The 22,766-nt window shown below is 61.6% G+C and carries 19 protein-coding genes; 5 read left to right on the top strand and 14 right to left on the bottom strand.

Annotated elements, in window-relative coordinates:
• Window positions 1-10: 10 nt before the first annotated feature.
• From E2583_RS12950 to E2583_RS12965, 4 genes are all read right to left on the bottom strand, one after another.
• The gene (locus tag E2583_RS12950) at window positions 11-1,024 is read right to left on the bottom strand and encodes a tripartite tricarboxylate transporter substrate binding protein (RefSeq protein WP_291596335.1); all 1,014 of its coding nucleotides are present in this window, start codon (window positions 1,022-1,024) and stop codon (window positions 11-13) included.
• Window positions 1,025-1,063: 39 nt separating this feature from the next.
• Window positions 1,064-2,284, bottom strand: coding sequence for an acyl-CoA dehydrogenase family protein (locus tag E2583_RS12955; RefSeq protein ID WP_291596337.1), 1,221 nt, complete (start codon window positions 2,282-2,284; stop codon window positions 1,064-1,066).
• 1 nt (window position 2,285) lies between these two features.
• On the bottom strand, window positions 2,286-3,923 hold the full coding sequence (locus tag E2583_RS12960; RefSeq protein ID WP_291596339.1) for a class I adenylate-forming enzyme family protein: 1,638 nt from the start codon (window positions 3,921-3,923) through the stop codon (window positions 2,286-2,288).
• A 242-nt stretch (window positions 3,924-4,165) separates the two neighbouring features.
• Window positions 4,166-5,146 carry a LysR family transcriptional regulator gene (locus E2583_RS12965; protein ID WP_291596341.1) on the bottom strand — a complete coding sequence of 327 codons (981 nt, stop codon included), beginning with the start codon at window positions 5,144-5,146 and terminating at the stop codon, window positions 4,166-4,168.
• Window positions 5,147-5,329: 183 nt separating this feature from the next.
• Here E2583_RS12965 and E2583_RS12970 point away from each other — a divergent pair, with 183 nt between their 5' ends.
• Window positions 5,330-6,190: a ferritin-like domain-containing protein gene (locus E2583_RS12970; protein WP_291596422.1), complete on the top strand. Its 861-nt coding sequence runs from the start codon at window positions 5,330-5,332 to the stop codon at window positions 6,188-6,190.
• 76 nt (window positions 6,191-6,266) lie between these two features.
• On the opposite strand, the gene prmB is transcribed toward E2583_RS12970, so the two are convergent.
• The 5 genes from prmB to dapC form a co-directional block, all read right to left on the bottom strand.
• Window positions 6,267-7,205 (bottom strand): 50S ribosomal protein L3 N(5)-glutamine methyltransferase, encoded by a 939-nt coding sequence (prmB, locus tag E2583_RS12975; RefSeq protein ID WP_291596344.1) that lies wholly within the window; start codon window positions 7,203-7,205, stop codon window positions 6,267-6,269.
• Complete coding sequence (gene dapE, locus E2583_RS12980) at window positions 7,202-8,398, bottom strand: succinyl-diaminopimelate desuccinylase (protein WP_291596346.1); 1,197 nt, start codon at window positions 8,396-8,398, stop codon at window positions 7,202-7,204. Before dapE ends, prmB begins: the two co-directional genes overlap by 4 nt.
• Window positions 8,399-8,447: 49 nt before the next feature.
• Window positions 8,448-9,617 (bottom strand): PilT/PilU family type 4a pilus ATPase, encoded by a 1,170-nt coding sequence (locus E2583_RS12985; RefSeq protein ID WP_291596348.1) that lies wholly within the window; start codon window positions 9,615-9,617, stop codon window positions 8,448-8,450.
• A 198-nt stretch (window positions 9,618-9,815) separates the two neighbouring features.
• Window positions 9,816-10,649 (bottom strand): 2,3,4,5-tetrahydropyridine-2,6-dicarboxylate N-succinyltransferase, encoded by an 834-nt coding sequence (dapD, locus tag E2583_RS12990; RefSeq protein ID WP_003075060.1) that lies wholly within the window; start codon window positions 10,647-10,649, stop codon window positions 9,816-9,818.
• 79 nt (window positions 10,650-10,728) lie between these two features.
• On the bottom strand, window positions 10,729-11,934 hold the full coding sequence (gene dapC, locus E2583_RS12995) for a succinyldiaminopimelate transaminase (protein ID WP_291596351.1): 1,206 nt from the start codon (window positions 11,932-11,934) through the stop codon (window positions 10,729-10,731).
• 189 nt (window positions 11,935-12,123) lie between these two features.
• On the opposite strand from dapC, the gene E2583_RS13000 reads away from it, so the two are divergent.
• A complete protein-coding gene (locus E2583_RS13000) occupies window positions 12,124-13,617 on the top strand; it encodes a methyl-accepting chemotaxis protein (protein WP_291596354.1) in 1,494 nt (497 codons plus the stop codon).
• A gap of 88 nt (window positions 13,618-13,705) precedes the next feature.
• On the opposite strand, the gene E2583_RS13005 is transcribed toward E2583_RS13000, so the two are convergent.
• The 4 genes from E2583_RS13005 to E2583_RS13020 form a co-directional block, all read right to left on the bottom strand.
• On the bottom strand, window positions 13,706-14,377 hold the full coding sequence (locus E2583_RS13005) for an RnfABCDGE type electron transport complex subunit B (protein ID WP_291596356.1): 672 nt from the start codon (window positions 14,375-14,377) through the stop codon (window positions 13,706-13,708).
• A gap of 17 nt (window positions 14,378-14,394) precedes the next feature.
• Window positions 14,395-15,828: a polyhydroxyalkanoate depolymerase gene (locus E2583_RS13010; protein WP_291596358.1), complete on the bottom strand. Its 1,434-nt coding sequence runs from the start codon at window positions 15,826-15,828 to the stop codon at window positions 14,395-14,397.
• A gap of 169 nt (window positions 15,829-15,997) precedes the next feature.
• Complete coding sequence (gene dusA, locus E2583_RS13015) at window positions 15,998-17,032, bottom strand: tRNA dihydrouridine(20/20a) synthase DusA (RefSeq protein WP_291596360.1); 1,035 nt, start codon at window positions 17,030-17,032, stop codon at window positions 15,998-16,000.
• Between the two features lie 356 nt (window positions 17,033-17,388).
• The gene (locus E2583_RS13020) at window positions 17,389-18,780 is read right to left on the bottom strand and encodes a PLP-dependent aminotransferase family protein (RefSeq protein ID WP_291596362.1); all 1,392 of its coding nucleotides are present in this window, start codon (window positions 18,778-18,780) and stop codon (window positions 17,389-17,391) included.
• Between the two features lie 165 nt (window positions 18,781-18,945).
• Between E2583_RS13020 and E2583_RS13025 the strand changes: the two genes are divergently transcribed.
• A complete protein-coding gene (locus tag E2583_RS13025; protein WP_291596424.1) occupies window positions 18,946-19,179 on the top strand; it encodes a hypothetical protein in 234 nt (77 codons plus the stop codon).
• Between the two features lie 349 nt (window positions 19,180-19,528).
• On the opposite strand, the gene E2583_RS13030 is transcribed toward E2583_RS13025, so the two are convergent.
• Window positions 19,529-20,422, bottom strand: coding sequence for a LysR substrate-binding domain-containing protein (locus E2583_RS13030; RefSeq protein WP_291596364.1), 894 nt, complete (start codon window positions 20,420-20,422; stop codon window positions 19,529-19,531).
• A gap of 94 nt (window positions 20,423-20,516) precedes the next feature.
• Here E2583_RS13030 and E2583_RS13035 point away from each other — a divergent pair, with 94 nt between their 5' ends.
• Together E2583_RS13035 and E2583_RS13040 are read left to right on the top strand one after the other, a co-directional pair.
• Window positions 20,517-21,731 (top strand): M20 aminoacylase family protein, encoded by a 1,215-nt coding sequence (locus E2583_RS13035; RefSeq protein WP_291596366.1) that lies wholly within the window; start codon window positions 20,517-20,519, stop codon window positions 21,729-21,731.
• An 8-nt stretch (window positions 21,732-21,739) separates the two neighbouring features.
• Window positions 21,740-22,738 carry a tripartite tricarboxylate transporter substrate binding protein gene (locus E2583_RS13040; RefSeq protein WP_291596368.1) on the top strand — a complete coding sequence of 333 codons (999 nt, stop codon included), beginning with the start codon at window positions 21,740-21,742 and terminating at the stop codon, window positions 22,736-22,738.
• The last annotated feature ends 28 nt before the right edge of the window (window positions 22,739-22,766 follow it).

Raw genomic sequence — 22,766 nt, forward strand, 5'->3', positions numbered from 1 at the left:
GTCGGAGTCGTCATACCGCTTGAAGGCCTATGCGCTTCATCATGGTTTCGGTGAATTTCAGCTCGTGCTCGAATGCCTGCGTATAGGCTGCAGAGTCCAGAATCTGTACCTTGCCGCCATCCATCTCCAGCATCTGACGCACCTTGGGCTGGCTCAGCACCGCCTCCATGGCGTGGCGCAGCCTGGCGGTGACGGCTTGTGGCGTGTCCCTGGGCACGGACAGGCCGCCCCAGGAGCTCAGATGTACGTTCTTCACGCCGGTTTCCTCCAGCGTAGGGACCTGGGGCAGCTTGTCATTGCGCTGCTCGCCTGCGACTGCCAGGGGGGTCAGCCGGCCTGCCTGTACATGGGGGTAGGCGACGGAAAAGATGGGAGCCGCAAACACCACCTGCTGGCCCAGCACTGCGTTGACCAGATCGGATGCCCCCTTGTAGGGCACGTGGGTGGCCTTGCTCTGCAGCGCCGACAGAAGCAGTTCCACCCCCAGGTGCGAGGGCGTACCCACGCCGCCAGAGGCGTAGTCGATATCGCGGGATTTGCTGGCGGCGACCAGGTCGGCCAGGCTGCGCAGTCCGGATGCGGGGTGGACGACCAGCAGAATGTCCGATCGGGATACACCCATGACGTGCCTGAAATCCCGGAATACCTCGAACCCCGGGTTCTTGTACATGCGCATGGCGGCAGCCATGGGTGAGCCAGAATACAGCAGCGTGTAGCCGTCTGCGCGCGCGCGCGCGACCTGGCGCGCACCGATGTTGCCGCCTGCGCCGGGCCGGTTCTCGACCACCACAGGCTGGCCCAGTTGCTGGCTCAGCGCTTCGGAGACGATGCGTGCAGCATTGTCCGGACCGGTCCCTGCCATATAGGGAACCACCCATTTGATGGGGCGGATGGGCCAGCTCTGGGCCTGGGCGTGCAGACCGACAGCGCCCAGGCCTGCGGCGCCCAGACGGGCGCCAGCCATGCGCAGCCAAGCGCGGCGCTCGCTGTTGCTGGCAGAGGGGTTCAAGGATTGCGTGCTCATTGTGTCTCCTGGTTTTTTTGGCTGCCTGGTGATGTCCCGTCAGGGCATGAGCAGTTCCTTGGCAATGGTGTTGCGCTGGATCTCGCTGGTGCCGGTGAGCACACGGTACATACGCAGCATGCGGAACAGAAACTCGACCCGGCGGCCCTGGACAATGCCTTCACCGCCGTGGATCTGCACAGCATGATCGGCGATGGCAAAGGCTTTTTCCGAGCAGAACAGCTTGCTCATCGAGGCCTGGGCGCGTGCATCAATGCCTGCATCCAGCGCGCGGGCGGTCTGGATCATCAGCGCGCGGGCGGCCGTCCAGTCGGTAGCCATATCGGCAAGCATGTGCTGTATGGACTGGAACTGGGCAATGCTGCGGCCAAACTGCTGACGGCTCAGCGCATAGTCGCGCGCATCGCGCAGCGCGCATTCGGCCAGGCCCAGCATGGCAGGGCAGTGCAGCAGCCGATTGACGCTAATGCGTCCCAGCGCCAGGCCGAGGCCGCGGCCTGGCTCGCCAATCAGCTGCGCCACGGGGACGCGCACGGCGTTCAGATGAATATCCCCGGTGTGGGACTGCCCGGCCATGGTCTTGTAGCCGCTGACCACTTCCACGCCGGGGGCAGTCAGGTCCACGAAGAAGGCGCTGATCTCCCGCTCGGTACTGCCCTCGGAGGCAGTGGACGCCATCAGCACTGCAAAGTCGGCAAACGGCGATCCGGAGATAAAGCGCTTGCGTCCGGTCAGCACATAGTGCGGGCCCTCGCGCACGGCCCTGGTTTGCAGAGCGCCAGCGTCTGATCCGGCCTGGGCTTCGGTCAGGGCGAAGCAGATGGCTTTCTCGGCGCGTGCCACGGGCAGGATGATCTGTTCCATCTGAGACGGCGTTGCCTTGCGCACCAGTGAGCCGATGCGCGGCGGGCCGCTGAGCTCGCCCAGCACATGGGGCGCAAACGGCGATCCGCTGGCATAGATGGCTTCCTTGATCAGCACCTGGTCGAGCACCGAGAGTTCCTCGCCGCCCAGGGCTCTGGGCAGCGTCATGCCGTAGAAGCCCAGCGCGCGCGAGCGCTTCCACACGTGTCGCAGCAGGTCCTTGTCGGCGCTGTTCTCATGGCTGATGTGGTGCTCGCGGGCCAGATCTGCCAGCTCGCCCTGCAGGAAATCCTGCAGGGCTGCGATCAGCTCGGCGGCACGTGGCGAGCCCTCGAACGGCATCGCCAGCAGGGCAGGGGTCTGGGATGCGGCGTGCATGGGGTCTTTGGCATTCATCTCAGTTCACCTTTCGGCTGTGATTGATCCAGTAGGGTGCCTGTACGGTCTTGCGCATGACCTTGCCATTCGGGTTCTTGGGCAGTTGCTGCACAAACTCGAGATGGCGCGGTCGCTTGAAGCCGCCCAGGCGTTCTGCACAAAAGCGGCGGATGGCCTCTTGGAGGCCCTTGTCACCAGGCGTCTGCCCCTGCTTGAGCACGATGTGGGCCGCCACGGCTTCGCCCCATTTGTCGTCGGGGATGGCAAACACGCAGGCGTCCTGCACTGCTGCATGTTCGTTCAGCACGGCCTCCACTTCGGACGGGTAGACGTTGAAGCCGCCTGAGATGACCATGTCTTTCTTGCGGTCCACGATGTACACAAAGCCCTGCTCGTCCACATGGGCCAGGTCGCCGGTGTGGTAGCGGCCGTGCTTCAGAACCTCTGCCGTCAGCTCTGGGGCGCGCCAGTAGCCTGCAAACACGTCGGCGCCGCTGACCACGATCTCGCCGACCTCGCCCGGGGGCATCGGCCGGCCTGCGTCATCGACCACTTCCACACACGATTCGAGAAAGGGCCGTCCGCAGGAGGACAGCAATTCGGGCCGGGCGGCGCGGGCGTAAAGATGGTCCTGCACGGTGAGCGCGCAGACGCCCGAGGTGGTCTCGCCCGCGCCATAGCCCTGGCTGAGCACGGGACCGAACACATCCATGGCCTGCAGGATGCGGGCCGGTGCCATGGGCGCGGCGCCATAGCCCAGGCGCATCAGGTCGGGCAGGGGGCGGTAGCGGCCTGCGGTTTCTGCCAGCAGCATACTGATCATGGTCGGCACCATGAAGGTATGTGTCACGCGCAGGCTGCGCATGTCCTGCAGAAAGCGAGCGGGCTCGAAACTGCTGAACAGATGCACGGTGGCGCCTGTGCACAGGGCCGGCATCAGCTGCATGCCCGACGCATGAGTGACTGGGCCGACCAGGCCCAGGGTATGACCAGGCTGCATGCCCTCGCCGCGCATCAGGAACTTTCGCAGTTGGGCCAGGCGGTTGCCGAAGGTCTGCATGGCGGCCTTGAGCGTGCCCGAGGAGCCCGAGGTGTAATGCAGAACGGCCACCTCGTGCTCGTGAACGGAGACCGCTGAAAACTGGTCTGAAGCCTTTTCCAGTGACTGCTCATAGCTATTAATTTCATTGTTGCCGAGTAGCATCAGCCGGACCTGCGGGTTGCGTAGCTGGGTGCGAAAGCTATCGGCACGTTCCGCTGTGGTGATGATGACGGCTGCATCGCTGTTGTCGGCGATCTCGATCACTTCACGCGGCGAAAGACGGGCGTTGAACGGCGCCTTGACCAGAGCGGCCTTGTAGCAGGCCAGCTCGATTTCTACGATTTCGGTGCAGTTGGGCAGGTAGATGCCGACGCGGTCGCCACGCTGCAGACCCTGAGCCAGCAAGGCATTGGCCAGGCGGTTGCTGCGCTGCTCCAGCGCGGCATAGCTGAGGTTCCTGCTGGCGCTGGTCACCGCAAGGTGGCCGGCATACAGTCGGCAGCAGCGCGCAACGAGCGCGCCGACATTGGAGACAGGGGTGCCAAGCGTTGGAGCACCCTCAATGATGTGAAGCGGGAGGCCGGGCAGGGAGGCTGCGGTCGAGGCAGTGATCATGGACAGGTCCTGGTTGAAGCAGTGCCGCACCGTTGTGCGACATCTGCCTGGACTGTCCCAAAACAATGGGGGTCAAGGAAATACCGTTTGCTGATCCATGGCCATCAATATATTTGATGGCTACGGAAATCAAGGACTTGTGTCTGTCATCCCCGTCGGATGGAGTCCGTGTTGCGGGTTTGTCCCGGGCACCGTGCCACTGACCTTTGCATTCATCGCGCCGCGGGGAGCCGGATTGCGCTCTACGTGGCCGTGTAGTCCCAGCGGGCTTGCCAGCGGCCTTCTCCGATCAGGGTCTGGACCTGCCGCAGCAGTGCGTCCTGCACCACCTGCACTGCTGCATCCTGGGTGCGGCCGGGCTGGCGCGCCAGATAGTATCGACGCTGCAGATCGGGGTTGCAGACTCTGGCCACGATCCAGGCGCTGGACGCGTTTGGGGGCTGCGGGCTCTCGGCCACCGAGCAGGCGGGGCTGAACGTGAAGCCTCCCCCGCATTGATAGAGCGATCGAATGACCCGTGCCGAGTCGTGCTCGTGAACGATGTTCAGGCCGATTTGCAGGTCGCTGGCAGCCTGCTCCACCGTCTGGCGTATGGAAAAACGCCTGGACTGCAGCACCAGGGGCTGTGCCGCGGCATGGGCAAAGTCGAGGCAGGGGGTATTTTCCTCTGCGCTGCCTCGATAGAGCAGGGGGCTGACCGCTGCCTGCGGGTCATGGCCACAGAAATAGATGGCCTCGGTGGCCATGGGGCGCACCTGCAGGCCCTGCAGACTGGCGGTGTCGACCAGCACGCCCAGATCGGCGCGACGCTCCAGCATGGCTTTTTGCACCATCAGGCTGGAGTCGTCGAGCACAAACACGCGGATGCGCGGGTAACTCAGGCGCAAGCTGGCGATCACCGGACCCATGAGCAGGCCGGTCAGCAAAAACGGCATGGCAATGCTGACCGAGCCTTCCGGCCCCATGGGCAGGCGCTGAAGGCGTTCGCACATGGCATCGGCATCGGAGATCAGGCGGCGCGCATCTTCATAAAGTCGGCCTCCTGCGGGCGTGGCCGTGACTCCCGCATGGGTTCGCTCCAGCAACTGGACACCGAGTTCGGACTCGAGCTTCTTGATCTGAGCCGTCAGTGCCGGCTGGGCCACATACAGAGAATGGGCCGCCCGTGAGATCGAGCCGGCCTCCAGCACGGTGATGAAATAGCGAAGCCCGCGAAGATCCATGGTGGTGCTACTCGAAAAATCAGCTTGAAGGCTGGAGTGAAAGCCTGTAGAAGGCTATTTGAAGAAATGTTAGCCTCCTGTAATGTCGGCGTAATCTGACATGGCACAAGGGCCAAATGTCGACAAGATGGCATATCTCTAAGTCTGAAGTCCGACAGATTCAGGATGTCGGTCCTACAACTGATGCAGCACAACGTGTCCCTCTCTTCACCTTCCACCATTCCGAGCAGAAATGGCTCTGCCCACTGGCGCATTGAAGACATTGACTTCTCTGCCATCGATCGCAGCGCCATAGCGCACAACAAGGACCTGTTTTTTCTGCTGATGAGCGCTTCGTTCATCGAAACCGGCTCGGATACCTACGCGTCCAACCTCGCAGAGCATTACGCGGCCTGGCCCGAGATTGCGGCCTGGCTCAAGGAGCAATGGGAGTTCGAGGAACTCCAGCACGGACGCGCGCTGCGGGCCTATGTGGAGGCCGTATGGCCGGAGTTCCCCTGGCAGCAAGCCTACGACAGCTTCTTTGCCGAATACTCGCAGCTTTGCACCATGGAGGAGCTCTACCCCGATCCGCGCCTGGAGATGGTGGCCCGCTGCGTGGTGGAGACCGGCACCACGGCTTACTACCACACCCTGCGAGAGCTCTGTGACGAGCCGGTGCTGTGCGAATTGCTGGGCAATGTGCGCAACGACGAGGTCAATCACTTCAAGCATTTCCTCAAATACTTCAAGGAGCTGCAGCAGCAGTCACCGGTGGGGCGCGCGCGCATTGCCAAAGCACTGTATGGCCGTCTCAAGGAGTTGCGCGAGAGCGATTCGGATATCGCGTTGCGCCATGTCTGGGCGCACAAGGGGCACTATTTCGCAGATGGCAGCACGCGTTTCGAGGATATGGCACGACGTATCTATGAGCTGGTCAGCCGTCGTCTGCCTGCCGACCTGGCGGTGCGCATGCTGCTCAAGCCCATGCTTCTGCCGACCCGGGTCGAAGGGCTGATACGCACGCCGATCTCAAAACTGGCCACGCGCATCATGGCGTACTGACAGCGCTTGCCGGGCGAACGGCAAATAGAAAAATGGCCCGGTTCGACCGGGCCTTCGACTCTGACAGCGCCTGCCTTTACGAGGCCGGGTCGTTGTCTGACCAGTGGCGCAGCGCCTCTTCGGTTATCAGCAGCACCTGTTCGTCCCCCGAACTGGTGTCGAGCCAGAATACGGGCAGGTCGGGGAAGGCGGCCTCGAAATACGGTTTTTCATTGCCGATTTCCAGCACCACCACGGCATCCTTGTTCAGGCGGGCCGGCAGGTCCTGGAGCAGCTGGCGAATGAAGTCCATGCCGTCGGTGCCGCCGGCCAGGGCCAGTCGGGGTTCGGCCTGGTACTCGGCAGGCAGCTTGTCCATGCTGTCGGAGTTCACATACGGCGGGTTGCACAGCACCAGATCCCAGGGGCCGGGCACCTGGCTCATGCCGTTGCTCTCCCGCAGAGTCACGCGATCCTGCAGTCCATGCTTTTCCACATTGATGCGGGCGACGGCCAGTGCATCGGTCGAGATGTCGGCTCCTGTGACACGGACGTCGGGATAGGCCATGGCGGCCAGGCATGCCAGAGAGCCATTGCCGGTACAGAGATCCAGCACCTGTACGGTCTTGTCGGACAGCCAGTCGTCGATGCTGCCGTCGGCCAGCAACTCGGCGATGAAGCTGCGCGGCACGATGGAGCGTTCGTCGATGTAGAAGGGCACCCCTACCAGCCAGGCCTCGTTCGTCAGATAGGCGGCGGGCTTGCGGCTGCGGATGCGCTCCTCGAAAAGCGTCGCCGTCTGCGCTTGCATTTCAGGGGATACCGGCTGATCGGAGACTGACCCAGGAGCCCCTGGAGTGAGTTCGCTGTCGAGTGGCAGTCCCAGCTTCCAGAGCACCAGCCAGGCCGCTTCGTCTTCGGCGGTGGCCGTACCGTGGCCAAAAGCCACGCCGGCAGTGGCGAGGGCCTGGGTGCCGCTGGCAATCAGTGCGGCAACGGTCTTGCCGGAAATCGGGGGGGTACTCGTGGTGCTCATGCGGTCAGGGCGGTCTGCTGGCGCTGGAGTTGCTCCAGCGTCCTGCGGTAAATGTTCTTCAGCGGCTCGATATCGGCCACGGCGATGTGCTCGTCGATCTTGTGGATGCTGGCATTGGGTGGACCCATTTCGATGACCTGGGGACAGATCTGGGCGATGAAGCGGCCATCGCTGGTGCCGCCGGTGGTGGACAGCTCGGTCTCCAGTCCGGTTTCGTCCCGGATGGCGGCCTGAACGGCCTGAACCAGGGTGCCTGGTGTGGTCAGAAAGGGCTGTCCGCCCACGGTCCAGACCAGCGAGTATTCGACACCGTGACGGTCGAGGATCTCATGCACGCGCTTTTGCAGGGATTCGGAACTGGACTCGGTGCAGAAGCGGAAGTTGAAGTCGATCACCACATGGCCGGGAATCACGTTGCTGGCACCCGTGCCGCCATGGATGTTGCTGATCTGCCAACTGGTCGGAGGGAAGAACGCATTGCCCTGGTCCCAGACCGTGGCGGCGAGCTCCGCGAGTGCGGGCAGGGCTTCGTGAATGGGATTGCGAGCCAGTTGCGGATAAGCGATGTGGCCTTGCACGCCGTTGACCGTGAGCTTGCCGCTCATGGTGCCGCGACGGCCGTTCTTGATCATGTCTCCGGTCTGCTTGACCGAGGTGGGCTCGCCCACGATGCACCAGTCCAGACGTTCGCCGCGCTGGCGCAGCTGCTCGACCACGACCTTGGTTCCGTCAACCGAAGGGCCTTCCTCGTCGCTGGTCAGCAAAAGCGCGATGTCAAAGGCGGGCTCGGGCGTGGTCTGCAGAAACTCTTCCAGCGCCACGACGAAGGCCGCTATCGAGGTTTTCATATCGCTGGCTCCGCGGCCGTAAAGCTTGCCGTCGCGGTGCATGGGTACAAAGGGTGGGCTGGACCATTCCTTGAGCGGGCCGGGGGGCACCACGTCGGTATGGCCGGCAAAAACGAGCACGGCTCTCTCTGAACGGATAGCGCCTTGTGCAGCCAGTTGGCGCTCGGGAGAGCGTTTTGCCCACAGGTTTTGTACCCGAAAGTCTGCGGGGCCGCTGTCCAGCCGCTCGCAGGCAAAGCCCATGGGCGTCAGGGCGTCGGCGAGCAGCTCGAGGCAGCCAGCATCTTCGGGGGTGACGGAGGGCAGGCTGATGAGCTGCTCGGTCAGTTGCAGGGTCCGGGACATGGAGGGGCTTCAAACTAAAACAATGCCAAGGCCGCCGTGGCGGGCAGCCTCAGGCGGTTCTGACATCCAGGGTGATTTCCGTGAAAGACGGCATATCGTCATCGCCGGGCAGGATCACATCGGCGGTGGTCGGGGTGTTGACAGCAGTGGCCGCATGACTGGCGTCATTATCCATGCGCCACATCAGATTCGTGGGCGAGTCGGCATAGGCCAGCGCTTCGCTGCGCTCAATTGTGCCACTGCGCACCAGTGCCGCCAGTGCTTCCTCAAAGGTCTGCGAGCCTTCGGCCATGGACTTCTCCATGGCATCCTTCACCCCGCCGAAATCGCCTTTGACGATCATGTCGCTGATGAGCTTTGTATTGAGCATCACCTCCACGGCCGGCACGCGCGTGCCATTGACGGTGCGTACGAGGCGCTGGGAGATCACGGCCTTGAGAGAGGCCGCCAGCTCGCCCAACATGCTGGGGCGCACTTCCTCCGGAAAAAAGGAGAGGATGCGGTTGAGCGTGTGATAGCTGTTGTTGGCGTGCAGAGTGGCCAGGCACAGATGACCGGACTGGGCATAGGCCAGTGCGGCGGACATGGTTTCGCGATCGCGGATTTCGCCGATCAAGATGACGTCGGGAGCCTGGCGCAGCGCATTCTTGAGGGCGGTTGCCAAGGTGCTGGTATCGGTGCCGACCTCTCGCTGGTTGACGATCGACTTCTTGTTGCGAAACTGATACTCGACGGGGTCTTCCACCGTGAGGATGTGACCGCTGAGCTTTTCGTTGCGTTCGTCGATCATGGTCGCCAGCGTTGTGCTCTTGCCCGAGCCCGTTGCGCCAACCACCAGGACCAGACCGCGCTTTTCCATGACCAGTTCGCTGACCACGGGCGGCAGGTTCAGGCTGTCGCGTGAAGGCACCTGCTGAGAGATGAAGCGCACGACGACTGCATAGGAGCCACGCTGGCGCATGGCGCTGATACGAAAGCGACCGATGCCTTTCATGGGGATGGCCATGTTCAGCTCTCCCGTCTGCTTGAGCTCTTCGATGGCTTGCGGGCTGACGACTTCCGATAGCAAGGCCAGCGGGGCCTCCACCGGCAGTTCCTGATTATTGATGGGGATGCAGATGCCGTTGATCTTGATCAGCGCGGGCGCGCGGGCGGAGAGATACACATCCGATGCCTTTTTTTCGGACATCAGACGCAGAATTTTTTCCATGGTGCTCATTTGCTCTTCATCCTCTCTTGCACAGGCTCTCTGTGTGCGCATGTTAGCGCGTGTCAACTCGGTGCAGGCGGTGTCTGACAAGCAAAGCTGGTCCCTCGCATTGAAAAAGCCTGCCCGCTTGTCAGCGGGCAGGCTTGCGTGAGGAGCAGGCCGGTGCAGTGTCCGCAGCACGGCGGAACGAGCATGGCCAGATGCCCATCAGTCGCGCAGCAGGTCGTTGATGCTGGTCTTGGAGCGGGTCTGGGCATCCACACGCTTGACGATGATGGCGGCATACATGGAGTAGTCCTTGCCATCCTTGGTCTGCTTGGGAATGTTGCCGCTGACCACCACCGAGCCACTGGGAACGCGGCCGTAGGTGATCTCGCCGGTTTCACGGTTGAACAGGGGAGTGGACTGGCCGATGTAGACGCCCATGCCCAGAACGGAGTTCTCCTCCACGATCACGCCTTCGACCACTTCGGAGCGGGCGCCGATGAAGCAGTTGTCTTCGATGATGGTGGGGTTGGCTTGCAGGGGCTCGAGCACGCCGCCCAGGCCCACGCCGCCGGACAGGTGCACGTTCTTGCCCACCTGGGCGCAGGAACCCACGGTAGCCCAGGTGTCGACCATGGTGCCTTCGTCCACATAGGCGCCGATGTTCACGTAGGAAGGCATCAGGATGGCACCCCGGGCGATGAAGGAGCCGCGACGGGCAACGGCAGGAGGAACGACGCGCACACCGGTGGCGGCGATCTCGGCTTCGCTCATGCCTTCGAACTTGGTGGGCACCTTGTCGAAGAAGTTCAGCGCGCCGCCGTTGATCAGCGCATTATCCTTGAGGCGGAAGGACAGCAACACGGCCTTCTTGATCCACTGGTGCACCGTCCACTGGCCCACACCTTCGCGGGTGGCCACGCGCAGCTTGCCGTCATTGAGTTCGGCAATCACATGCTCCACGGCATCCACCACTTCCTTGGGGGCGGCGGAAGGCGAAATATTGGCACGGTTGTCCCAGGCGTTGTCGATGATGGATTGCAGTTGTTGCGTCATGATGTTTTCGGTCAAAGATCGAAAGTTGAGGTGAATCGTTGAGACATGAGGCCTGCGCAAGGCGGACCTCCGAGGGAAGTCAGCGTGCGCGGGACTCGATGAACCGGGCAATACGCTGAGCTGCTTCAAGGCATTCTGCCGTTTCGGCCACCAGAGCCATTCGAATACGCTGTGCTCCGGGGTTGAATCCATGGGCCTCGCGTGCGAGGTAGCTTCCTGGTAAGACTGTCACGCCTGTATGAATATACAGCTCCTTGGCAAATTGTGCATCATCCATGCCCAATTCAGGCGGAATACCCGCCCAGAGATAGAAGCTGGCATCGGGTAGCTTGACATCCAGGACTCTGGACAGCACCGGTGTGACCTGGGCAAACTTCTCGCGGTACAAGCGGCGATTTTCCTTGACGTGGTCTTCGTCGCCCCAGGCCGCAATCGATGCGGTCTGAACCACCGGGCTCATGGCGCCGCCGTGATAGGTGCGGTAGAGCAGGAAGGACTTGAGCAGGGCGGCATCGCCCGCCACGAAACCGCTGCGCAATCCCGGCACATTGCTTCTCTTGGACAGGCTGGTGAACATCACCAGATTCTTGAAGTCATGGCGTCCCAGCTTTTTGGCGGCCTCAAGGCCGCCCAGCGGTGCTTCTTCCTGGAAGTAGATCTCGCTGTAGCACTCGTCACTGGCAATCACAAAGCCGTGCTTGTCGGACAGCGCAAACAGCTTTTCCCATTCGCTCAGCGGCATCACCGCGCCGGTGGGATTGCCGGGCGAGCAGACAAAGATCATCTGCGTGTCCTGCCATACCTCCTCGGGCACGGCATCCCAGTTCACGGCGAAGTTGCGCGAGGCATCGCTGGCTGCGTAATAGGGGGTGGCACCGGCCAGCAGCGTCGCACCTTCGTAGATTTGATAGAAGGGGTTGGGACAGATCACGCGCGCTCCGGCGCGGGTGCTGTCCACCACCACCTGCGTGAAGGCAAACAAGGCTTCACGCGAGCCATTGACGGGCAGAACCTGGGTCGCCGCATCCAGCTCTATGCCGTATCGCCGGTTGGCCCATTGCGCAAAGGCCTGGCGCAGAGCGGGCAGGCCTGCGGTGGCAGGGTAGACGGACAGGCCCTCCAGTTCGCTGCTCAGCGCCTTTTCAATGAACGCTGGCGTGGCGTGACGCGGCTCTCCAATGCCGAGGCTGATGGGACGCAGGCCCTCCGGGGGCTGAGCAGAGGCAAACAGTTGGCGAAGGCGTTCAAACGGATAAGGCTGTAAGCGCGAGAGCAGGGGGTTCATAGTGACACATTATGGGCTGATGCCATTTTCGCATGAGAAAACAGTACTCATGGTTTTGATTTTGCGGGTTTGCAGGCTCCATGAATTGCAATTTGTTACGTAAGCTGGATGACAGAGCAAGTGGCTACCGTGAACAAGCTGCATGGACAGCGGACGAAGTCAACCACAAAAAAAGAATGGAGACAGGCAATGCAAAACCGCATCTTGCCCGACAAAAAAAACCGCGTACGTATGAGGAATTCCGGATGGCTGTGGTTGGGGCTGCCATGGCTGCTGTCCGGGCCTGTTTTGCCGGTGCTCGGACTCAATGGGACATGGCAGCTGAGCTGGCTGTCGTTGTGGGCCCTGGGCGTGCTGTTATGGATCGGCGCCCTGCACAAGAGCTGGCAGCAGCAGTGGCATGAAATGCAGTGGGCACTGGAAAAAGTCGCCCATGGCGATCTGAGCATCGACGCTGCCGAAGAGGCTCGCCATGAATCTGGCACATCGAACCTTACCCGATCGATGGTGCATGCGCTGTCGGCGATGGTGGCTGATGTCCGCAGCAATGCGGCCCTGGTGGCCCAGGCCGGTCAGGGCATGGTCAAGGATCACCAGGCCTTGTCCGAGCGTACCGAGACACAGGCGAGCAATCTGGCGCAGACGGTCGTCAGTGTCGAGCAGCTCACCGCTGCGGTCCATCACAATGCGGAAGTGAGCCGGGTTGCCCACAGCCGCGCCAACGGGGTGCGCTCCGCTGCCGACCAGGGCGCGCAGGCCATGCAGCATGCGGCGCAGTCGGTGGAGCTGATTGAGCGCAACGCCGGGCGCATGCGGGAAATCATCGGGGTGATCGACGGTATTGCGTTTCAGACCAATATTCTGGCGCTCAACGCGGCGGTGGAGGCCGCAAGAGCCGGCGAACAGGGGCGCGGTTTTGCCGTGGTGGCCAGCGAGGTGCGCACGTTGGCCCAACGTAGCGCCGAGGCCGCCAAGGAGATTCGGCAACTGATTGGCGAAACCGTGCAGCAGGTTGGCCAGAGCACGCAGCTGCTGCGCAATGCCGTGGGAGAAATCCAGGGGGTGACGCGGGCCATCCACGATGTGGTGAGCCATATGGGGGAGCTCTCGGACTCGGCCAGCAGCCAGAGCACCGGGCTTCAGGAAATCAGCAATGCCGTGCACCAGATCGATGAGATCACCCAGCACAACGCCCAGATGGTGGGCCTGGCGCTGCAGCAGGCGAAGGAGCTGCAACTGCGTGCCCAGCACCTTTCGGATGCGGTGTCGCGTTTCAGGTTGCAGCAGGGTACGGCCGAAGAGGCCGTGGCGCTGGTGAATGCGACCATGCGTCAAGCCAGGAGCTCGTCCAGCACCGCCAGCCTGCTGCAGACCGTCACCGATCCTTCGCAGCCGTTTCACGACCGCGATATGTATGTGTTTGCTCTGTCCTCGGAAGGGGAGTACCGGGCCTTCGGCGGCAATCCGGCCAAAGTGGGAGTGCGGGTGCAGGATGTTCCAGGCATTGACGGTGATCGCCTGATGGCGGACATCGTCGCGCAGGCCGAAATTGGCCCGGGCTGGGTGGAGTATGACTACATCAACCCCAGCAACCAGCAGGTTCAGACCAAGATGTCCTATGTCTGCAAGCACGCAGGGCTGTATTGGGGCTGCGGGGTCTACAAGAGTCTGGTCAATACCTAGCCAAGCGACGACAGGCCAGCAACTGCCGGGACGGCTATTGCATCGATGGCTTGCGCCATTTTGTGAGCAGGGCCTGGCGCCGTGGCCGTCAAACTCTGGCGCGCTGGGCTTTGGCCTTGGCGAGAATGGCTGCAATCGCCGCCTTTTTGTCGGTGGCCGACGCTGATGTCGTGACAGTCTGGGCGCCAGCTTCTTCGGGGGCTTGTGCCGTGGTGCGTACCGGCGCATCGGCCTTGCGGCCCGTGCGTTGCAGATGTGCGTCATAGCGGCCGCGGGCGTGCTCCGCCTGCGCAGCGCTCCAGGCAGACCAGCCGGTGGCATCGCCACTGGCGTTGGCCAGTTCTATGCAATCGACAGGGCAGACGGGAATGCACAGTTCGCAGCCCGTGCAATGCTCGGCAATCACGGTGTGCATGCGCTTGTTGGCGCCCAGAATCGCGTCCGTAGGGCAAGCCTTGATGCAGAGCGTGCAACCTATGCACCAGGCTTCATCGATCACCGCCAGGGCGCGAGGCGCTTCCAGGCCGTTTTCGGCATTGAGAGGCAGCTCGGGCCTGCCGGTGATGCTCGCCAGACGCCGCACGCCTTCCTGCCCGCCGGGGGGGCATTGGTTGATGGCGGCGTCTGCATAGGCAATGGCTTGGGCATAGGACGCGCAGTCGGGATAACCGCAGCGCGTGCACTGTGTCTGGGGCAGGGCTGCATCAATGTTCGCAGCCAGTGCCTTGAGCGAAGAGGCTGCGGACAGGGACGAGTTCATGTTGGTCTGGTGAGCCTTTAAGCCCTGGCGCGGTGGAAGCCGCGTCCTTTCTGGGCGGGGGCGCTATTTTCACCTGTTTTCGCGGTCTTGGCAGGCTTGACGGCATGGGCCTCATGGCTTTCCAGCTCGGCTCCGTCATCGCTGACGCTGCTCAGATGGCCGGCGGCGCTGGCGGCTGTCGCGCTCGCCGGCTGGTGGGAGAGGATGAAGTCGCGCACCTGGGGGTAGACGGTCTTGCGCCAGCGGCTGCCGCTGAAGATGCCGTAGTGGCCTGCACCTTGCACTTCGATATGCTGCCGCGCCTCGGCAGCGATGCCGGCACACAGATCATGGGCGGCACGGGTCTGGCCGGCACCCGAAATGTCGTCCAGCTCGCCTTCCACCGTCAGCAGGGCCGTGTTCTTGATGTCCTGCGGGCGCACGAGCTCGGGCTTGCCCTGTTCGTTGCGGACCTCCCAGGTGCCCTTGACCAGCTTGTATTCCTGAAACACGGTGGCGATGGTTTCCAGGTAGTAGTCGGCGTCCATGTCGAGCACCGCGTTGTACTCGTCATAGAACTTGCGGTGATGCTCGGCGCTGGCCTCGTCGCCCTTGATCAGATCCTTGAAATAGTCGTAATGGCTGTTGGCGTGGCGGTCGGGATTCATGGCCACGAAGCCCGAATACTGCAAAAAGCCCGGGTAGACGCGGCGGCCGGCACCGGGATAATTGTTTGGCACCTCGTAAATGACGTTGTTCTCGAACCATTCGTAGCTGCGGGTTTCGGCCAGGTTGTTCACCGCCGTCGGAGAACGGCGTGCATCGATGGGGCCGCCCATCATGGTCATCGACAGCGGTGTGGCCTCGCCACGACTGGCCATCAGCGAGACCGCCGCCAGCACCGGCACCGTGGGCTGGCAGACGCTGACGACATGGCACTGACCATAGCGCCCTTGCAGATAGCGAATGAACTCCTGCACATAGTTCACATAGTCGTCCAGATGGAATTCGCCCTCGGACAGCGGCACGGTACGGGCATTTTTCCAGTCGGTGATATAGACCTTGTGGCCTCCCAGCATGCTTTGCACGGTGTCGCGCAGCAAGGTGGCGTAGTGGCCGGAGAGCGGAGCCACGATCAGCACCACTGGCTGGCTGAGCATCAGGTCCAGCGTGTCGGGGTCGTCGGAGAAGCGCTTGAAGCGGCGCAGTTCGCAAAACGGCTTGTCGATCTCCACACGTTCGCGGATGGTGACATCCACGCCGTTGACTTCGACGTTATGCAGATCGAACTCGGGCTTCTCGTAGTCCTTGCCAAGCCGGTACATCAGGTTGAAACCCGCAGCCATGCGCTGGGCAAAGGGAGCCTGGCTGAACACCGAGTGGGGGTTGTTGTAGAACTTGGATGCGGCCTGGGCAAAGTCTGCAAAGGGCTCGACCATTGCGCGCTGCATTTCGTAGATCTGATAGAGCATCGGAGGCACTTCTGCGGTTATGTTGCGGTGCAATATAGCAGCAGAGTTTGACATGCGAAGTAGTGAATTCCCTTCAAACTCCGGATCTGCGGGGATTGCGCAACGAAGGTCGGACTTCGCGGCGTTTGAAAGTAAAAAAGCTGACCGAAGCCAGCTTTTTCATGCATGCTCAAAGTATCTGCTCTGCGGGTTCCGGCTGGATCTCGTTCGGTTTGGTGCGGGCCAGCTTCATGACCTCGTGTGCGGGCAGGGTCTTGAGGCGGTGGTCGCTCCAGACCTGGCGCCAGCGGCGTGCACCGGCGAGACCGTTGCGCAGACCCAGCATATGCCGGGCAATCGAATACCAGTGCGTCCCATGCTCGCGCGCTTCGCGTTCCATATACAGCACCATCTGCTCTTCGATCTGTTCGCGCGTAAGCTCTCTGGTCTTATCCTGATAGTAAAGTGCATCCCAGGAGGCCAGCCACCAGGGGTTGTGATAGGCCTCGCGGCCTACCATGACGCCATCGACCTGCTGCAATTGCTCCTGCACTGCAGCATCGGTCTTGATGCCGCCGTTGACGGCGATGACCAGGTCCGGAAAGTCACGCTTGAGCTGCGCCACGACCTCATAGCGCAGCGGCGGGATCTCCCGGTTTTCCTTGGGGGAGAGGCCTTTGAGCCAGGCATTGCGGGCATGAACCACAAATACCCGGCAGCCTGCATCGGCAACGGTGCCGACGAAGTCGCGCACAAAATCGTAGCTTTCGATCCTGTCGATGCCGATACGGTGCTTGACAGTGACAGGCACGGACACCACATCGGCCATGGCTTTGACGCAATCGGCCACCAGTGCGGCCTCGTTCATCAGACAGGCGCCGAAAGCCCCGCGCTGCACGCGCTCGCTCGGGCAGCCGCAATTGAGGTTGATCTCGTCATAGCCCCACTGCTCGCCCAGGCGTGCGCTGTGGGCGAGATCGGCCGGCTCGGAACCACCAAGCTGTAGCGCCACAGGGTGTTCCTCGGAATCGAACCGCAGATGGCGGGCCACATCGCCATGTACCAGAGCACCGGTTGTCACCATTTCGGTGTAGAGCAAGGTGTGCTGGCTGAGCAGGCGATGGAAGTAACGGCAATGTTTGTCCGTCCAGTCCATCATAGGCGCCACCGACATGCGCCACATGCTGTGAACTTGTTGATCTGTGTGGATATTTTCTTTATTCATCGATGAAATTCGGGCGCTTGCGGCGGAGATTCGGCACTCCGACAATCACCCGGTAACTCCCATGTTCGTCTCATGGTGCCAAGAGAGCTGTTGGTTGCGCCTTCAATGGGAGCGCTTTGGCCTCTAAAACTGCAGACGGCTCAGCCGTATGAACGGCCCAGATTCGCCAGGGCAATAAGGGCATTATTGTGCACACAGAGGAGCAGGCTTTCACGGACAAGGCTTTAGTCCTGACAGGGTGTTGGGGACCATGTGGCCAGAGTGTCGAAGGCAAAGGATATCCGCTGGCTGGCGGTTGCTGGAATTGCAGGCATGGTGCAGTGGAGTGCCCGCTTCACTCAAAGCTTGCCGGACGGCTAAACCACGGCAGTACTGAACGACTCGGGCCGCCGCGAAAGCAGATCAGACAGCCGCTGAAGGCCTGCCTGCAAGCGTGCGCGGTCCTTGATGCTGCCCAAAGAGAGGCGAATGGCGTTTACAGCGCCGCCGCCAGTGGCGAATGCCTCAGCCGGCGTGACTGCTACGCCTTCGCTGTCGGCGACGCGCGCAAGCATCGAGGAGCTCCAGTAGCTTGGCAACTCGAGCCATGCATGAAGGCCTTCTCCCTCGCCTCGGTTGCGCCCCGCCAGAACATCTCTGGCCATCCCCTGGCGCAGGCGGGCCTCCTTGCGGACGCCTTCCATCAGTCCGGTCGCGGAACCATCGAAAATCCACTGCGTTGCCAGCGCAGCATTCAAAGGCGCGACCATCAGCGCAAATGATCTGAGCGCGATGAGAAAGCGCTCGCGTAGCTGCAGATCGGGGATGAGAACGAACGCGACACGCAAGCCGGGCGTCAGACATTTCGACAGGGTCGAGATGTAGCACACATGCTCCGGAGCGAAGGTTGCGACAGGTGGAGGCGGTGCTTCGGCCAGCAGCCAGTACGGGTCGTCTTCGGCGATCCGGACATTGCAGCGCCTTGCGATGCGTGCAAGGTCCTTGCGGCGGTGCTCAGGAACGGTGAGGGTTGTCGGATTCTGCAATGTCGGATTGAGGTAGACCAGCCCAGGTTGGTACTGTTGGCATGCTTGCTCAAGTATCTCAGGCAACATTCCATGCTGGTCCGAGTCCACGGCAACGATGCGTCTCCCGAACTGTGTCGCTGCGGTGCGCAGGCCCGGGTAAGCCATCGGTTCTGCCAGGATCACATCGCCAGGCTTCGTCAGCGCAAGGATCAATGCAGCGATGGCCGCCTGCGCGCCTGGGCAGACGGCAATCATCTCTGGGTCCAGGCGTCCCATCATGGGCTCAAGCCATCGGGCTCCAGCCTTGCGGTCGGAAACGCTGCCCCCGCCCAGGTGGTACGTCATCAGCAACGCTGCATCCGCTCGCATCAGCACTTGGGACAGGCCTTGTTTCAGCATGTCTTCAAAGTCCACGCCGTCTGGCGGCGGCGGCGTATTCATGCTGAGGTCGAGGACAGGGGCCAGTTCGACTTTTGGTGCCGCGACATAGGTGCCTCGGGCGCCACGGCCCTCCAGCAAATGGCGTCGTCTGGCTTCGTCGTATGCGCGAGTGACCGTCGTCAGGTCAATGCCCAGTTGTGCTGCCAAGTGGCGCTGTGGAGGCAGACGGTCGCCCGGATTCAAAGATCCGTCTGCCATCGCGGCCTGCAATGCATCCGCAATCTGCAGAAAACGTGGTCCGCCACGCGCGGTCAATCGCGGCAACCAAACGGGCAAACGGTCATCTTGTATGGTTTTCATATGAAGACATATTCTCTCAATGTATGGAAATTGCTTTTGATTAATATGCCTTCCAACGGCTGCGACACCACCCGCACATGGCGTTCGCCGACGTTGTCGCCCCCCTGGGGGAAGCGGTGCTCCTCACAATTGATGGTGTCAAGCCATAGGCCGGAAATTCTCAAAATGATCGATTGGGTCCCTGTAGTCTTTGTCACGTTCAAGGCTCTCATCTTTGGCACGTGCATGTTCTTCGCCATCAAGTGGCACTATGACCAGGGGAAGAGGGGGGCGGATAGGCGGGCGCTGCTAAGAACGGGCGGCAAGGTGGCCGCACTCTTCATGCTCGCGCTGCTGGGCGTGCTGTTCTTTACCTTTGGTTTGGCGAGGATGCTGGGCATGGACTTGAGTCTTCCTTGAGCGCCCAGGCCTGTCGGCTCCCATCCGGCACTGTGATGAGTCCTGCACTCACCGGACTCCACATCAGCGATGGCCTCTCGAGGGATGGCCACCTGGCTTGCGGTGCAGTGGCACACGGCACGGACATACGGATTCCGGGACACCACATGCATTTGATGGCGACGGTCGTTCCGGGCTGATACGCCGGGCGTGTTGCAAGGATCGGTAAATCCAGCCGAAGATCGGGCTTGACGGTCTGCGGGCAGACGATTGGCATGAAGTCCATGCGAGACTGGCCAGCCGGGCCAGCGCGCCGCTTCTGGAGGTCAATCCGTCGCGTTGGGCCGATGCCGGCATGCCGGTTTTGCGGCTATGTCTTTCGGAAATATTTCATGAATAGCGCCGCCAGTGGCTTCGCTGCGCTGCTCAGCGGTACACCCCGCAAATGCAGCAAGCCAAGCGACATGGGTGGTGGCAGTGGCTCCACGCGCAGACGTTGTAGTCCAGTTCCATATATCTTGTCGTTCAACAGTATTTCGGGGCAGAAACCGAGAACGTCAGTGCGCTTCATGAGTTCGCTCATCAGGGTGGACGACGTGCAGTTGACCATCTTGCGCGGCTCCGTCAAACCCTGCCCTCGAAGCCAGGCCACCAATGTTTCACTCTGGCTGCCCGCAGAGTAGTTCAGAACCCATGTTGCATCACGCAGTTCATCCCAGGTTTTCGCCATGGCCAGCGGATGCCCCTGTCGTCCGGCAGGCAGGGCGATCACGTCCATCAGCGGCTTGAAGACCAATTCATAAGGCAGGTCACTGGGGTCGGCAATGGCCAGTGCGAAATCCAGTCGTCCCTCGAGCAGTGCAGGAATCGAGCTGCTCAGAAAACCCTCACTGAGCGCCAGTTGCACTCCCGGAGCCATCTGTTCGAACGTTCTCCAGACTTCTGGCAGAGCCTTGATCGACACCAGGGGCGACATCGCCACCGCTACTCGGGCCCCTGAACCGCCGCGGATCAGGCGGACTTCTTCTCGCGCCTTGTCCAGCATCGACAGTGCCAAGCGCGCATGGGAGAGCAGCACTTTTCCGGCCGGAGTGAACTCAATGCCTTTGTAGCTGCGTAGCAGCAGCTCTGCGCCCACATCTTCCTCGAGTTCGCGCAATGACTTGGTCAGGGCGCTCTGGCTCAGAAAGAGCGCACGCGCAGCAGCCCGGATGGATCCGCTCTCTGCAACCTGGGTAAATGCCCGAATCTGATGATTTTTCATAAAGGCAGGGTTTTCATCGGGTGAATCATTTTGGTTGTCTCCTCGGAAAATATACCGGCTTTTGATGCGATGACCGGGGAGCTACATTTTCTGCATGCACTCGACATTCGACCCTCACATAGATACCGATGCCATGCTGGAATGGCGGCACGCCATCCATCGCCAGCCCGAACTCGGTTTTGAAGAATTCCAGACCAGTGCGCTGGTGGAGCGCTGCCTGCGTCAGTGGGGCTATGAGGTCACCACCGGTCTGGCAGGAACAGGATTGGTGGGCTCGCTGAGGTTTGGCTCGGGCACCAGGCGCCTTGGCCTGCGTGCGGAAATGGACGCACTGCCCATTCAGGAGGCAACAGGCCTGCCCTGGGCCAGCGAAGTGCCCGGCAAAATGCACGGCTGCGGGCATGATGGTCACACCACCATGCTGCTTGGTGCGGCACAGGCGCTAGCCAGGCTGAATCACGAAGGCGGGCATGGCATGGACGGCGTGCTGCATTTGATCTTTCAGCCCGCGGAAGAGCTGGGTGGTGCCGGTGGTGCGCAGCGGATGATGAAAGAGGGGCTGTTCTCGCGCTTTCCCTGTGACGCGGTCTTCGCCATGCACAACATGCCAGGCATGGAGCAGGGCAAGATCCTGTTTCGTGAGGGGGCATGCATGGCCTCTTCCGATAGGGCGATTCTGGTGTTCGAAGGATGCGGTGGCCACGGGGCCATGCCTCATCTGACGACCGATCCTACGGTGGTTGCGGCCTCCACGGTAATGGCATTGCAAACTGTCGTCGCACGCAATATAGATCCGCTGGCATCGGCCGTCATCACCGTGGGGCGCCTTCAATCCGGTCAAACCTACAACGTCATCCCCGAGACCGCAGAGCTGGAGCTGAGCATTCGTGCCCTGAAGCCCGAGGTCCGCAACTTGCTGGAGGAACGCATTCGGTCAGTCGCCCAAGGGCAGGCCGCCAGCTTTGGCGCACGGTGTCACGTCACCTATGAGCGCGGATATCCGGTGCTGGTCAACTCGCCCGCTGAAACCCGGCTGGCGATGGGCGTTGCCCGTTCGCTGTTCGGCGATGCGCAGGTCATCGCCAATGCCGATCCGCTGTGCGCCAGTGAAGATTTCGCCTACATGCTGCAAGAGCGGCCCGGATGCTATCTGTTCATCGGCAATGGTGACAACGGCCACACGCAGGGCTGGGCATCGGGCCCTTGCAATGTCCACAACCCCAGTTTCGACTTCAACGATCACAACCTCGAAACCGGCGCCAGGTTCTGGACAGCTCTGGCCCATTCCTTTCTTTCCACCCCCGCATGAAGCTGATCATGAAAAAACCGGTCTCTCCCTTACGTCGACGTGTCATCGTCCTGTCGCTGGGTACCCTGTGTGCCATCACATCGGCGATGAATGCTGCACAGGCGGCCGATCAGCGTGTGGTGACCCTGCTCGTGCCGTATCCGGCCGGGGGGCTGTCAGACTCCATTGCGCGGGCGGTCAGTGTGGCACTGGGGCGGGCGCTGAACCAGCAGGTCATCGTGGACAATCTTGGCGGTGTCAGTGGCTCGCTGGCAGCGCAGAAGGTGCTGAACGCGCCGGCTGACGGGCACATGATCTTTCTCGGCTCACCCAACGAGGTGATTCTCTCACCGATGGTCAACGCGGCCGTGAAGCTCAGGGCCGAAGACTTCCGCATGCTGGGACAGGTGGCCGTGAATCCGCTGGTGCTGCTGACACGCGCTACATTGCCAGTGCGTAACATCGATGAGTTCATCGCCTATGCCAAGGCTCAGGACAAAGGTTTGTCCTATGGCAGCGTCGGCATGGGGTCCATGTATCACCTGTTGGCTGAGAGCATGGCGCAGCAGACCCAGATTCACGTCACGCATGTGCCCTACAAGGGCATGGCACCCATGGTTCAGGATATCGGGGGTAACAGCATCGACTTTGCCATCCTGCCCTATGCAACAAGCTTCAAGGGAATGTCCGAGCAAGGACGTCTCAGGCTCATCGGATGGCTGGCTTCCACACGCAGCGAGCTGGACCCCTCCGTGCCCGCACTTGGAGAAGGCAAGATTCTGAAGAGCTTCAGCCATTCCACCTGGGCCGGACTCATGGTGAGCCGAAAGACTTCCGAGGAGGTCGTGGTCCGTCTGAACAAGGCGCTGGCCGAAGTGCTGCGTGACCCCGAGGTGCGTCGCCAGATAGCGGCCACTGGATCGGAAGCGGCGCAACCGCAGACACTGGCTGAGGCAGAGCGGCAACTTCGGGAGGACAGTATCAAATTCCGCGCCATGGCCAGGAACATTCAACTTCAGGCCCCTTAAGCACCTTTGTTTGCGCTTGATTTGCGCC

Source organism: Comamonas sp., assembly GCF_009360615.1.
Taxonomy (GTDB): Bacteria; Pseudomonadota; Gammaproteobacteria; order Burkholderiales; family Burkholderiaceae_C; genus Comamonas.